Origin of the sequence: Mesorhizobium australafricanum, from assembly GCF_033977265.1 — a bacterium.
In the GTDB taxonomy this organism is placed as follows: domain Bacteria; phylum Pseudomonadota; class Alphaproteobacteria; order Rhizobiales; family Rhizobiaceae; genus Mesorhizobium; species Mesorhizobium australafricanum.
This window is the reverse complement of the sequence record NZ_JAVIIT010000012.1, coordinates 118,522-131,694: the sequence shown is the minus strand read 5'-3', so window position 1 is coordinate 131,694 and position 13,173 is coordinate 118,522. Positions and strand designations below refer to the sequence as shown.

Below are 13,173 nucleotides of genomic sequence, written 5' to 3'. Positions count from 1 at the left end.
CGCGATGCCAATCAGGCTGCTCAGCGTCGGCGCCTTCACCCTCGACACCATCCTTCGCGTCGAGACGCTTCCCGCGCATCAAGGCAAGTTCATCGCCAGCGACGGCGTCCAGATCGCCTCCGGCATGGCCACGAGTGCCGCCTGCGCCGCGCATCGCCTCGGCGCCCAGGTCTCGCTATGGGCAAGCGCCGGCGACGATCCGGTCGGCGACCAGCTGATCGCCGACATTCAGGCCGAAGGTATCGACTGTGGTCTCATCCGCCGCGTCGCCGGCGCACGATCGGCGCTGGCCGCGATCCTGGTGGATGCGTATGGCGAGCGCGTCATCGTCCCCTTCTATGACAAAAAGGCGCAAGCCGATCCCGAGGCTCTGCCGCTCGCCGACCTTTCCGCTTTCGACGCCGTGCTGGTGGATGTCCGCTGGCCGGGTGCCGCGGCGCTCGCTCTGAGCGCGGCCAGATCGATCGGCCGCCCGGCGATCCTGGATGCCGATACAGCACCCGTCGAGGTGCTGGAGCGTCTGCTGCCCTTGGCCTCGCACATCGTCGCTTCCGAACCGGCGGCGCGCATCGTCTGCGGCCACGCGCTCGACCCTGAAAGCGCCTGCGCCGACCTTGCCTCGCGCACCGATGCCTTCGTCGCGGTAACCGGCGGCGCGGCCGGGACGTGGTGGCATGATCGGGCGACTGGGCGCGTGCGCCATGTCGAGGCGCCGAAGGTCAAGGCTGTCGACACGCTTGCAGCCGGTGACGTCTTCCATGGCGCCTTCGCCGTCGGCCTCGCCGAGGCGATGCCCATGGAAGAGGCCCTGCGCTTTGCCAGCGCCGCCGCCGCGCTCAAATGCCTGCGATTCGGCGGCCGCCTCGGCGCGCCGGACAGGGCCGAGACGCTGGCGATGATGGCGACGTATTGGCCGCCGTCCCAGGAAGGCAAAGGGAGCTGAGATTCAGGTCAGGCCGAGCCGAAAATGGCGGCTTCCGAGAACCGGAGCGGAGCGTACCTAAAGTACGTGAGCACCGGCCATAGCCTTAATTTTGCTGCCCCGCCACTCATATGTGCTTCGGCCGGCGAAGGCCGGAAGCGCAGGAAGCCGCCATTTGCAGGCCGGCCTCACCTGAATATCAGCTCCCTTTCGGGTGTTCGACCGCCTGGCGACCAAAGTCCGGCACATCGATGTCCTGGCCAGCCTCGATGATCGAGCGGCGGATGGCGCGGGTACGGGTGAAGAGGTCGAACAGCTTCTCGCCGTCGCCCCAGCGGATCGCCCGCTGCAGCGAGGCCAGATCCTCCGAAAAACGCGCCAGCATCTCCAGGATCGCGTCCTTGTTGTGCAGGCACACGTCGCGCCACATGGTCGGATCGGAGGCGGCAAGGCGAGTGAAGTCACGGAAGCCGGAGGCGGAGTATTTGATGACTTCGCTCTTGGTCACCGCTTCCAGATCGTCCGCCGTGCCGACGATGTTGTAGGCGATGATATGCGGCAGATGCGAAACGATCGCCAAGGTCATGTCGTGATGCTGCGGATCCATCGTATCGATGTTGGAACCGCAGCGCCGCCAGAATTCCGAAAGCTTCTCAAGCGCCGCGGGATCGGTGCCGGGCAGCGGCGTGAAGATGCACCAGCGGTTCTCGAAGAGATCGGCGAAGCCGGCATCGGGTCCGGACTTCTCCGTGCCCGCCAGCGGATGTCCGGGAATGAAGTGCACGCCTTCCGGCACATGCGGCTGCATTTGCGCGATCACCGAGGCCTTGGTCGAGCCGACATCGGTGAGGATGGCGCCATTCTTCAGCGCCGGCGCGATCTCGGCCGCGACCTCGCCGGACGAGCCGACCGGCACCGAGACGATGACGAGGTCCGCGCCGCGCACGGCTTCGCTGGCGTCGGTACTGTAGGAGTCGCCAAGGCCTAGCTCCTCGGCGCGCTTCAGCGTCGATGCGCTGCGCGTCGCAATCGCGATATGGCGCGCCAGGCCCTCGCGGCGGATGATGCGGGCAAGCGACGAGCCGATCAGGCCGATGCCGACCAGCGCTATTTTCTCGAACATCGGTGATGCCATGGTGTTCTAGCTTTTCAGGAAGGTCTTGAGCGCGTCGATGACGCCGCGATTGGCCTCTTCGGTGCCGATGCTCATGCGCAGCGCATTGGGGAAACCGTAGCCGGTCACGCGGCGCAGGATGTAACCGCGCGCACTGAGATATTCGTCCGCTGCCGCCGCCGAATGCTTCCTGCCATCGGGAAAGTGGATCAGCACGAAATTGCCGACGCTGGGCGTGACGCGCAGGCCGAGCCCGGTCAGCTCCGCGCTGAGCCAGGCCAGCCACTTCTCGTTATGCGTCACGCTGCGCTCGATATGGGCGCGGTCGCGGATCGCGGCGATGCCGGCCTCGATCGCGGTCGCATTGACGTTGAAGGGGCCGCGCACGCGGTTGATCGCATCGACGATATGCGCCGGCCCATACATCCAGCCGATGCGCGCACCGCCAAGGCCGAGCTTGGAGAAGGTGCGGGTCATCACCACGTTTTCGGAACTGCCGGCGAGCTCGATGCCGGCCTCATAGTCATTGCGCCGCACATATTCGGCATAGGCCGCATCGAGCACCAGAAGCACGTCCTTCGGCAGGGCAGCGTGCAGCCGGCGTACTTCCTGGAACGGCACATAGGTGCCGGTCGGATTGTTGGGATTGGCGAGGAACACGATCCGCGTCGCCGGCGTCACAGCGGCAAGGATCGCGTCGATGTCGGCGCGCTCGTCGGTCTCCTTGACCGCGACAGGCTTGGCGCCGGCGGCCTGGATATAGATCTTGTAGACCATGAAGGCGTGCTCGGTGAACACGGCCTCGTCGCCCGGCGCCAGATAGGTCTGCGCCAACAGCCCCAGTATCTCGTCGGAGCCGTTGGAGCAGATGATGTTTGCCGGGTTCAGCCCATGTACCTCGGCGATCGCCTCGCGCAGCCGACGGGCGGAGCCATCCGGATAAACATCCAGCTTCGCCGCCACTTCGCGCGCGGCCTCGATCGCCTTCGGCGAAGGGCCGAGCGGATTTTCGTTCGACGACAGTTTGTAGACTTTCGTCACGCCGGCCGGCGCGGTGCTTTTTCCCGGCACATAGGCCTCGATGTCCATGATGCCCGCGCGGGGCGTCGGACGGGGCTGATCCTGCTTCATGTCACAAATCCGTCGAGAAGGCCTCTTCAAGGCCGCAGCGGAAATACAGGCCACAGGCTGGAATGTCGAGGGCCGGCGCTCAGCACCCGCGCCCGCCCGCGAGAAGGCTACCCGTTGACGAAGCGCGGCGCTGGTCCTAGAAGGTCTGCCAGACTTCCGTGGTGATTTGGCCGGTCGGCTTGCAGCCACGTTAAACAACTCGCTAAAGGGCCGTTTGCAACCCTGTAACCGGCTTTGCGACGGCAATGCCGGTTTTTTGTTGTCCGCTGCCGGCCGGACACCGCATCGGGACGAGACCGATGCGGGACAGGATGAGGACGGACATGGCCGCTCAGCGCGCTGCAAGGACCAAGGACGAGGCCGACCATCCGTCGAGCCCGGTGCTGCAGTTCGGCCCCGAAAAGCCGCTGAAGCTCGACGCCGGCACCTTGCTTTCGCCTTTCCAGATCGCCTACCAGACCTACGGCACGCTCAACGACGCCCGCTCCAATGCCATCCTCGTCTGCCACGCGCTGACCGGCGACCAGCACGTCGCCAACACCAATCCGGTGACCGGCAAGCCGGGCTGGTGGGAGGTGCTGATCGGCCCCGGCAAGATCATCGACACCAGCCGTTTCTTCGTCATCTGCTCCAACGTCGTCGGCGGCTGCCTCGGCTCGACCGGCCCGGCCTCGACCAATCCGGCGACCGGCAAGCCGTACGGCCTCGACCTGCCGATCATCACCATCCGCGACATGGTGCGCGCGCAGGCGATGCTGGTCGATCATTTCGGCATCGAAAAACTGTTTTGCGTGCTTGGCGGCTCGATGGGCGGCATGCAGGTGCTGGAATGGGCGGCCAGTCATTCGGAGCGCGTGTTCTGCGCCCTGCCGATCGCCACCGGCGCGCGTCATTCCTCGCAGAACATCGCCTTCCACGAGGTCGGCAGGCAGGCCGTCATGGCCGACCCGGACTGGCACGGCGGCAAATATCTCGATTTCGGCAAGCGCCCGGAAAAAGGGCTCGCCGTCGCGCGCATGGCCGCCCACATCACCTATCTTTCGGAAGCCGCGCTTCACCGCAAGTTCGGCCGCAACCTGCAGGACCGCGAGGCGCTGACCTTCGGCTTCGACGCCGATTTCCAGATCGAAAGCTATCTGCGCCATCAGGGCATGACCTTCGTCGACCGCTTCGACGCCAATTCCTACCTCTATCTGACCCGCGCGATGGACTATTTCGATCTTGCCGCCGATCACGGCGGGCGCCTCGCCGACGCTTTCGCCGGCACCAAGACGCGCTTCTGCCTCGTCTCCTTCACCAGCGACTGGCTGTTCCCGACCGAGGAGAGCCGCTCGATCGTGCATGCCTTGAACGCGGCGGGCGCTTCCGTCTCCTTCGTCGAGATCGAGACGGATCGCGGCCATGACGCCTTCCTGCTCGACGAGCCGGAGCTGTTTGCGGCCATCAACGGCTTCATCGCCTCCGCCGCCCGCGCCAGAGGGCTCGGCGCATGAGCGGCTCGCGGTCGCCAATGCATGTCGCCCAAGAGCGCGCGGCGGTTCGGGGACAACGACATGCATCAAAACAAAAGCCGGAGGTGTCCCCATGAGCGTCAACCGCGCCCAGCGCGTCGACCTCGACGTCGTCACCGACCTCATTCCATCGAACTCGCGCGTGCTCGATGTCGGCTCGGGCGACGGCGTGCTTTTGGAGCTTTTGCAGGAGACCAAGCAGGTCGACGGCCGCGGCCTGGAACTGTCGCAGCGCGGCGTGAATGAATGCGTGGCGCGCGGCCTCTCGGTCATCCAGGGTGACGCCGACACCGATCTTGCATTCTACGCCGACAAGGGTTTCGACTTCGTCGTCCTGTCGCAGACGCTGCAGGCGACGCGTAACCCGAAGGTGGTCCTCGACCAGCTGCTCAGGATTGGCAACCGCGCCATCGTATCCTTCCCCAATTTCGGCCACTGGCGCGTGCGCTTTTCGCTGCTGGTCAAGGGCAGGATGCCGGTCACCAAGGACCTGCCCTACTCCTGGTACGACACGCCCAACATCCACTTCTGCACCATCCGCGACTTCGTCAATCTGTGCGAGGAGCTCGGCGCGACCGTCGAGAAGGCGACCGCGCTCGACGCCAACGGCCAGAAGATCGGTCTGTCGATGCCCTGGTGGTTCTGGAATTTCTTCGGCCAGCAGGCGGTGTTTTTGTTGAAACGCTGACGCCGCGGAGCGGCTCCACGCGCCCATGGTTCTCGCCGCTGGCTCTTGCCAGCGGACTTGCCCCACCAAACCGGAAAGCCGATTGTGTTGCCATCAAACCGCAACACTGCGGAAAAGCCTCCAGTTCCGGCATTTCTTGGCGGGCGCGGCGTGACACAAGGGTGGCTTTTTTGTAGCGTCGGCCGCAAATCGGAGGTGGGGAAACGAAGATGGGCATCAGACCCATCCGACAAACACCAGAACCGACCGATACCGGCGGCCCGATGTCGAGCGAAGACGTTCCGCTGATTACAGTGATCACGCCGACGCACAACCGGCGCAGCCAGGTCGCGCGCGCGGTGGAAAGCGTGCTGGCGCAGACATTCACCCGCTTCGAGCACATTGTCGTCGACGACGGTTCGACGGACGGGACGGCCGCCGCGATTGCCGAAATCCGCGACCCAAGGCTGATCTATGTCGGCGCCAAATGGCGCGGCGCCAATGCCGCGCGCAATGCGGGCATAGAGCGCGCGCGGGCGCCCGTGGTGACTTTCCTCGATTCGGACGACGTCTATCTGCCGGACCGGCTGGAGCGGACGCTGGCGCGCTTCGAAGAGAACCCTTCGCTTGAGGTGCTGATCAGCTCCTTCCTGTCGGTGAAGGGCAGCCGCAGCACCAAATGCATCAATCGCAACGCCCTTCTTGACAAGAGCACGCTGCAGCGCGCCCTGGTCTCGGAGACCATCTTCATTGCCGGCTCGGCGATCACCGCAAGGCACGAGTCGCTGCTCGCGATCGGCGGCTATGACAGCGACATCACGCGCATGCAGGACCGCGAATTGTTGCTGCGCTTTGCCCGCCGCAGCGGCGCCATGCTGTCGGCGGACATCGACTGGAAGAAGTACAATTCGGAGAACTCGATCTCGGGCCGCCGCGATGGTTATGTCGAGGCCTATGCCAATCTGATCGACAAGCATCCTTATATTGCCGACCGTTATCCCGACGTTCCGCCTTTTATGATCGCTCGCCAGATCGTCGCCGACACCCTTAAGGGCCGGCTGCAGCAGGCCTTTTCCGGCTATCTCGCCAACCGGTCGTCCAAGGCGCTCGGCTATTCACTGCCGCAATTGCTGCGCGGTTATGTCGTTGGCCGGCGCTGGCGCCGCGACTGCTATGACGAGTTCCGTGCCAAGTACGGCGCCCGCGCGGTCTGAGATAGACCGCTATCTGTCGAGCTCCGGAAAATATGGATCGGAAAACCGCTGCCGAAGGCGCTCGCCCAGCAGACAATCGACGGGCGCCGCATCCTCGACGCGCACGGATCTGGCGTCGGTGAGGCCGCTCACCTCCTGGATCAGTTTGCGGCGGATGGCGGTCGAGAATTCGGATGCAGCGTAGATCGGCAGCACGAAGGAACCGGCTCCTCCGGTCACGCAGTCGGCGTAGTAGCGGTCGAGACGGCTGACGCTCGGCGACGGGCTGATGAGAATAGGCAGGCCGTTGATGACGACACCCTTGGCGACGGCGGCATCGCGCATTGCAGCGACCGGCGGCCCTGTATTGTTGGGCCCGTCGCCCGATATGTCGATAACGCGGCGCGGCGCCGAAAGGCCGGTTCTCTCCAGCAAGCCGGCGCCGAAGCCGAGGGCGCCTGAAATCGAGGTGCCGCGGAAGCTGCGGAACGGCCGCGCGGCGATCTTGTCGGCAAAAGCGTTGGCGCTGTCCTCGCCATCGACGATCTGCCAGGCAATGACCCCGTCGTCGCGCACGACACCCGCCCATTCGAAATAGGCGAGCGCGATGCGGCCATTTGAACCCGAGCGCACGGCGTTGATGAAGTCGGGGTGGCGCAGCGCTTCGACATAGCCGGCGCGCTGCAGGGCGAACTCCTGCTCATCCATCGACTGCGAGATGTCGACGGCAAGCACGAGTTCCACATCCACCGGCGCGCCGTCGCCCGGTGCGGGCGGCGGCGCCGCCTCGGCGCAGGCAAGGCAGGCAAGCAGACCGAACATCGCAAGCATGGCAGCCTCGAACGACCCGGTGACTCTTCCCGGCGATCGCGGCGAAAATAAAGCTATTTCTTCTTGGCGCGAGCAGTGGTGGGTGGCGGCTCGATCGCGCCGGCGCGGACACGTGCCGGCTTCAACGCCGGTGCGCCGGTATCCTTCACGATGTTCAGCGAGCGCGGGAAGAACTGAGTGTTGTGCAGGCCGCGGCCGATGTTGAGGATGGCGGCGTCGGGCAGCCGCGTCTGCAGCATCGCCAGCACCCGCCGCAGTGACGGGCCGTCGAACGCGTCCAGGGCTTCGTCGATGATCACCCATTTTGGTTTCCGCACGGCGATCCGGGCGAAAGCGAGCGCGCGTTGCTCATCGTCGCCCAGCTCGCGCTCCCAGCGCCCGCTGCGGTCGAGCGAAGATGACAGCCGTTCGAGGCCAACCTCGGCAAGCACCGCCGAAATTTCGGCATCGCTCACTGGCGCAGACCCGTTCGGATGGTCGAGGACCTCGCGCAGCGTGCCGGCCGGGAAATACGGAACGCGAGGCACGAAGATCGGGGTTTCTCCCGCTGGCAGGCCGATCAGTCCCCTCCCCCACGGCCAAAGGCCGGCAATGGCGCGGAAGAACAATGTCTTGCCGGCGCCCGGTTCGCCAGTGATCATGACGCGCTCGCCGGCATGGATTTCGACATGCGGGTCCGCCAGCTTGGCACAGCCCTCCGGCGAGGCCACTTGGAGTTTTTCGAACGTCAGGCTGCCATTGGCGTTTTCCCCGAACTCGATGCGCTTTTCGGTGTCGTGCAGCACATCGGTTTCTTCCAGCGCGATGCGAAAATCGGCGACGCGCATCAGCGTTGCGCGCCAATCGGCGATGCTGCCGATGTTGTTGATGAACCAGCGCAGGGACGAATGAACCTGGTTGAAGGCGCCGACCGCCATCATCAACCCGCCGAAGCTGATGTTGCCCGAGAAATAGACCGGCGAAGCCACCAGGATGGGCGCCACCACCGTTATCCAGCCATAAGTATCGGTCACCCAGGACAGGTTGATCTGCGCGGTATAGATGCGCCGCATGGCGCCCAGCACCGTGCCGAGGTCAAGTTCGAGCCGGCGCCTGGCATCGGGCTCGCCATGGTAGAGCGCTATGGCATCGACGTTCTCGTTGACCCGCACCATGGAGGAGCGCAACTCCGCTTCGCGGGTATAGCGCTCGCTGTTGAGGCTGATGAGCGGGCGTCCAACCAGCCAGCTCAGCCAGGACGCGGTGCCGGCATAGAGGAAGGCGGCCCAGACCATGTAGCCCGGTATCGCCAACGACCAGCCGCCGACGCGGAACACAAAGCCGGAAGACAGCTCCCACAGCACGCCGATAAAGGAGACGAGGAGGATGAATGACTGCAGCAGGCCGACGCCGAGATCCGTCGAAAGGTCCGACAAATGCGCCGCATCCTGCTGCATGCGCTGGTCGGGATTGACGCCGATGGCGCCGGCATTGGCCAGCCGGAAGGCCCGCGCCGGAAGCATCCATTGATCGATCAGGTCCAGCGTCAGCGCCTCGCGCAGCCTCAAACGGATCATCTGGTTAAGCCAGGTCTGGCCGATATTGAGCACCAGAAGTCCGCCGGCAATGGCCGCAAAGACCAGAAGCTGGTGCAGGAAGTCCGCCATGTCGCGCCGGGCCAGCGCATCGTAGAAAGGCTGGTTCCAGCGGTTGAGCAGAACCTGTCCGATCGAGGTTGCGACGATGACCGCGACAATACCGATCGAGACCCAGGCAAGTTGCCTGCGCACCGGCGAGGACTTCAGCCCCCGCTTGATCGTCGCCACTTGGTCGGCGAGGCTGCTCGCCTCGACCGAGACAGCGGCATTTTGCGGGCCCGGCTTTTTATCGGTCTGGTCTTCCATGGGGGAATTTCCTGATTTCCGCAGCGGTCACCAATACCGCGCCTGGCGAGCATTTCTCAGATCGAGCTTTCCTCAGATAGGGTGACGATCGCCGCGCGATGCAAGGCGCGGTCGCGATCACGAACGCGTCACTGGCCAGCCAAGGCATCGGCCGCCTGCCGGCCGAGCCGTGTCGCGCCCTGCGGCGAGAAGACCGGCACGAAGACGCGGCGTGAGGCGCGCTGCGCGACCGGCACGCCCTGGTAGAGGCGCTTCTGCGCCTCGACGACGATGACGCCGGAAAAGATCGGCCAGAACCGACGGCCGGCCCGCTCCAGCACATTGTGGAACCGCATCATGAAACGCCGCGGCGAAGGCGGGAAGAACAACGCATCGCTCCATGTCGCCGGGGTGAAATTCGCCTCGCGCAGCAACTCGGTAAGCTGGCCGCGCGAGAACGGCCGGCCGTTGCCGAACGGCGTGTGCTCGAACCGCGCCCAGACGCCGCGCCGGTTGGGCACGACGATGACGACACGGCCCGCCGGCGACAGCACGCGCCAGATCTCGTTCAGCGTCTCGCGTGGGTTTTCGGCATGTTCGAGCGAATGCACCAGGAGCACGCGGTCGATGCAGGAATCGACCAGCGGCAGTTCCTCGTCGAACACCAGCGCCGTCGCCGTCGGCCCCGACGCCGGCCACACCACGGCGCCCTGCGTCGCCGGCATGAAGGCGAAGACGCGCTCGGCATCGGTGCCGAAGCGCTCCAGCCAGGGCAGCGTATAGCCTAGGCCGACCAGCCGCTCGTTGGGAACGGTTGCCCATATGGACGACAGCGCCATGGTGATCGAATGCTCGGCCAGGCGCCCGAGCGTGGTCGAGTAGAAGGAGCGCAGATCGACGATATCCGAATGCATGCGCGCGACGGTAGCCGCGAAGCGTGCCAAGTTCAACAAAGGCGCCAAGTTCAACAAACGCGGATGACATCGGCGGCCTGCGGCCCTATGTCTGCGCCGATAACGGAGAACGATGCGATGGCCGTCAAGATCGAGCAGTTCATGTGCCGCACCGACAATTTCGGCGTGCTGGTTCACGATCCAAAAAGCGGGCAGACTGCGATCATCGACGCGCCGGAAGAGGCGCCGATCCTGGCGGCGATCAAGCGCACCGGCTGGACGCCGACACTGATCCTTACCACGCACCATCATACCGATCATGTCGAAGCCAATCTGGCGCTGAAGGAACGCTTCAAGCTGCGCATCGTCGGCCCGGAAGCCGAGAGGGCAAAAATCCCCGGCATCGACGAGACGGTCAGCGAAGGCTCGGTCGTGCGCCTCGGCGAGGAAAGGATCGAGGTCATCGAGACGCCCGGTCATACCGCCGGCCACGTCTCCTACCATCTGCCGGCCTCGAAGGTGGCCTTCACCGCCGACACGCTGTTTGCGCTGGGTTGCGGCCGCCTGTTCGAATGCAAGCCGCCGGTGATGTATGAATCGCTGAAGAAGCTGGCCGCGCTGCCGGCGGAAACCGCCATCTATTGCGGCCACGAATACACTTTGGCCAATGCCCGCTTCGCGGTGACGGTCGACCCGAGCAACCCGGCGCTGAAGCAGCGCGCGGCAAGGATCGAAGCGTTGCGCGCCGCCAACAAGCCGACGCTGCCGACGACCCTCGGCGAGGAATTGTCGACCAATCCGTTCCTGCGCTGGCACGACCCTGCGATCCGCAAGCATCTCGGCATGGAGAAAGCCTCGGACGCCGAGGTGTTTGCCGAGATCCGCAAGCGCAAGGACATTTTTTGAGCCTGCTCGAATGACCACCAGCGCCGCCGAGATCATCGCAACGCTAGGCCTTCAGCCGCATCCCGAGGGCGGCTGGTACGCCGAGACGTTTCGCGACGCCGCGGGCGGCCCGCGCGGTCATTCGACCGCGATCTACTTCCTGCTCGAGCAGGGCCAGCTTTCGGCCTGGCATCGGGTGAAGGACGCGGCCGAGGTCTGGCACTTTTATGCCGGCGCGCCGCTGGCGCTGTCGATGCATGAGGAAGGTTCAGGCAGCGTCATCGAGCAGGTGCTGGGCACAGCCCTTGCCACGGGTGAGCGGCCGCAGATCGTCGTGCCGGCCGGCTGGTGGCAGTCGGCGCGCAGCCTTGGCGAATGGACGTTGGTCGGCTGCACCGTGGCGCCGGGCTTCGACTTCGCCGCCTTCGAGCTGGCCGAGCCTGATTGGCGACCGAAAGCATGATCCCGAACCGAAGGTCAGCGAAAGCAAAAAGTGGTTACCGGTTTTTGGGAAAGATCATGCGCAATCCGAAAAGACCTAAGCCAGCAAAATTCCCAGCGTGATCGCCAGCTGGGCGGCATAGTAGAGCACCCAGACCGCGTAGCGCATCCACACGCGATGCGGCGAGATCGCCGCGAGCAGGAAGCGCTCGGCCGCCAGCAGCCCATCCGACGCGATGAACAGCACCGCGCCGGCGATCACCCAGGCGTTGCCGGTGGTGAGCGCCGAAATGCCCATGGCAAGGATCGCCGCGACATAGACGGCGATCGGGACGCGCAACTGCGGGCCGACGCGGCGCCAGAGCGCGGCAAGCATGAGGATGCCGAATGCGGCCATGGCCAGGGCGATCGCGCCCCGCCAGGATTCGGCGATCAACAGGTCTAGCCCGCCGCCTACCCGCACAAACAGCGCGACATAGACGAAGTGGGCGGCGAGGAAGCTCGCCAGCCCGCCGAGAAAGGCCTTTTCGCCGTCACGCGACAGGAAGGCGTCGCCGACGGCGCTCAAGCCCAGCGCCGCGACAAGCAGCAGCGGACCGCCCTGCGTGGCGGCAAGCACGGCCAGGAAAGCGACGGCAAGCGTTTTTGCCGCCGTGCGCGTCCATTTCGGCGGCATGTCGAGCGCAAAGGCGTAGATCACGGCCGCGACAAACGAAAACAAAAGCGTGGCGTTGGCGTTGGCCTCGATGCCGCCTGGAAACGGCATCATGCGTTCACCTCTTTGGCCGCCGGCTTGCGCATCAGCAGCGACTTCGCAGCCAGCGCCGCGCCGCCGGTGATGAGCACGCAGGCGGCGAGAATGCGCAGCGACGGCTCGGCGACGCCGGCGGCGATCAGCACCAGCGTCGACAAAAGCGGCGCGGCATAGCTCGCGGCACCCAGCACCTGGATGTTGCCGCGCTTGACGCCGATGTCCCAGGCATAGAAGGCCGCGCCCACCGGCATCAGGCCGAGCCCGATGACGGCCAGCCACTGGCCAGGACCATCCGGCAGCACCGTCTTCTCAAGCAGCAGATGGCAGGCCAGCGAAAGCGCCGACGTCGCCGCGCAGAACCAGGTGACGATCGAGGTCGGCACCGAGGGGAAACGCCGTGACAGCAGCGAATAGGACGACCACAAAAGCGCGCAGACGGCCGCCATCGCATAACCGAAAGCATAACGCGCATCGAAGGCCAGTCCGCCACCCTTGGTGACGATCAGGAAGGTGCCGGCGAGGCCGAGCAGCGCGCCGACGACGTGGTTCCAGGCAAGCCGCTCGCCCGGCATCAGCGCCGAGCCGAGCACGATCAGCAGCGGCCACAGATAGGCGATCAGGCTCGCCTCGACCGCCGGCGCGTTGCGCAGCGCCGTGAAGTAGAAGAAATGATAGCCGAACAGCCCGGCTATGCCGATCACCCAGACTTGGCGAGGGATCTTCTCACTCTTGTCGGCGGCCGGCATCACCAGCCGCGCCGCCAGGCCGACACAGGTGCCGATCGCAAACGTGATGGCCGACAGCAGGAACGGCGGCACTTGGCCCGAGGCGTCGGTGAGCAGCGCCAGCAGCGCCCACATGGCGACCGCCGAGAACCCGATCAGTGTTGCGCGCCCCATCCATCCCCCCGGCGGCGCACGGTGGCGCCTCGAGCAATTCCAGGAAAAGTGCCTGGCGGTTGGGCTCGGC

The 13,173-nt window shown here is 65.3% G+C and carries 13 protein-coding genes and 1 riboswitch; of the genes, 6 read left to right on the top strand and 7 right to left on the bottom strand.

Features of this window, described 5'->3' with window-relative positions; translation table 11 throughout:
* Positions 1–4 precede the first annotated feature (4 nt).
* Positions 5–943: a sugar kinase gene (locus RFM98_RS22250; protein WP_320310844.1), complete on the top strand. Its 939-nt coding sequence runs from the start codon at positions 5–7 to the stop codon at positions 941–943.
* A 178-nt stretch (positions 944–1,121) separates the two neighbouring features.
* Here RFM98_RS22250 and RFM98_RS22245 read toward each other — a convergent pair whose 3' ends face one another.
* Together RFM98_RS22245 and hisC are read right to left on the bottom strand one after the other, a co-directional pair.
* On the bottom strand, positions 1,122–2,057 hold the full coding sequence (locus tag RFM98_RS22245) for a prephenate/arogenate dehydrogenase family protein (protein ID WP_320310843.1): 936 nt from the start codon (positions 2,055–2,057) through the stop codon (positions 1,122–1,124).
* Between the two features lie 6 nt (positions 2,058–2,063).
* A complete protein-coding gene (hisC, locus tag RFM98_RS22240; protein WP_320310842.1) occupies positions 2,064–3,167 on the bottom strand; it encodes a histidinol-phosphate transaminase in 1,104 nt (367 codons plus the stop codon).
* A gap of 148 nt (positions 3,168–3,315) precedes the next feature.
* Positions 3,316–3,393: riboswitch (SAM riboswitch) on the top strand.
* A 97-nt stretch (positions 3,394–3,490) separates the two neighbouring features.
* On the opposite strand from hisC, the gene metX reads away from it, so the two are divergent.
* The 3 genes from metX to RFM98_RS22225 all read left to right on the top strand — a co-directional run bounded on the left by metX (position 3,491) and on the right by RFM98_RS22225 (position 6,559).
* Positions 3,491–4,660 carry a homoserine O-acetyltransferase MetX gene (metX, locus tag RFM98_RS22235; RefSeq protein WP_320310841.1) on the top strand — a complete coding sequence of 390 codons (1,170 nt, stop codon included), beginning with the start codon at positions 3,491–3,493 and terminating at the stop codon, positions 4,658–4,660.
* Positions 4,661–4,751: 91 nt separating this feature from the next.
* A complete protein-coding gene (gene metW, locus RFM98_RS22230; protein ID WP_320216586.1) occupies positions 4,752–5,366 on the top strand; it encodes a methionine biosynthesis protein MetW in 615 nt (204 codons plus the stop codon).
* 263 nt (positions 5,367–5,629) lie between these two features.
* The gene (locus tag RFM98_RS22225; RefSeq protein WP_320310900.1) at positions 5,630–6,559 is read left to right on the top strand and encodes a glycosyltransferase family 2 protein; all 930 of its coding nucleotides are present in this window, start codon (positions 5,630–5,632) and stop codon (positions 6,557–6,559) included.
* Between the two features lie 9 nt (positions 6,560–6,568).
* Here the strand turns inward: RFM98_RS22225 and RFM98_RS22220 are convergent, their stop codons facing one another.
* From RFM98_RS22220 to RFM98_RS22210, 3 genes are all read right to left on the bottom strand, one after another.
* Entirely contained in the window at positions 6,569–7,369 is an 801-nt protein-coding gene (locus RFM98_RS22220) for a DUF1194 domain-containing protein (RefSeq protein ID WP_320310840.1), read from the bottom strand.
* 53 nt (positions 7,370–7,422) lie between these two features.
* Positions 7,423–9,252 (bottom strand): ABC transporter ATP-binding protein/permease, encoded by a 1,830-nt coding sequence (locus tag RFM98_RS22215; RefSeq protein WP_320310839.1) that lies wholly within the window; start codon positions 9,250–9,252, stop codon positions 7,423–7,425.
* A 128-nt stretch (positions 9,253–9,380) separates the two neighbouring features.
* Positions 9,381–10,145 (bottom strand): class I SAM-dependent methyltransferase, encoded by a 765-nt coding sequence (locus RFM98_RS22210; protein WP_320310899.1) that lies wholly within the window; start codon positions 10,143–10,145, stop codon positions 9,381–9,383.
* A gap of 117 nt (positions 10,146–10,262) precedes the next feature.
* Between RFM98_RS22210 and gloB the strand changes: the two genes are divergently transcribed.
* Complete coding sequence (gene gloB / locus RFM98_RS22205) at positions 10,263–11,030, top strand: hydroxyacylglutathione hydrolase (protein WP_320310838.1); 768 nt, start codon at positions 10,263–10,265, stop codon at positions 11,028–11,030.
* A gap of 10 nt (positions 11,031–11,040) precedes the next feature.
* A complete protein-coding gene (locus RFM98_RS22200; RefSeq protein WP_320310837.1) occupies positions 11,041–11,472 on the top strand; it encodes a cupin domain-containing protein in 432 nt (143 codons plus the stop codon).
* 75 nt (positions 11,473–11,547) lie between these two features.
* Here the strand turns inward: RFM98_RS22200 and RFM98_RS22195 are convergent, their stop codons facing one another.
* Together RFM98_RS22195 and yddG are read right to left on the bottom strand one after the other, a co-directional pair.
* On the bottom strand, positions 11,548–12,219 hold the full coding sequence (locus RFM98_RS22195) for a lysoplasmalogenase (protein ID WP_320310836.1): 672 nt from the start codon (positions 12,217–12,219) through the stop codon (positions 11,548–11,550).
* Positions 12,216–13,103 carry an aromatic amino acid exporter YddG gene (yddG, locus tag RFM98_RS22190; RefSeq protein WP_320310835.1) on the bottom strand — a complete coding sequence of 296 codons (888 nt, stop codon included), beginning with the start codon at positions 13,101–13,103 and terminating at the stop codon, positions 12,216–12,218. Before yddG ends, RFM98_RS22195 begins: the two co-directional genes overlap by 4 nt.
* Positions 13,104–13,173 lie beyond the last annotated feature (70 nt).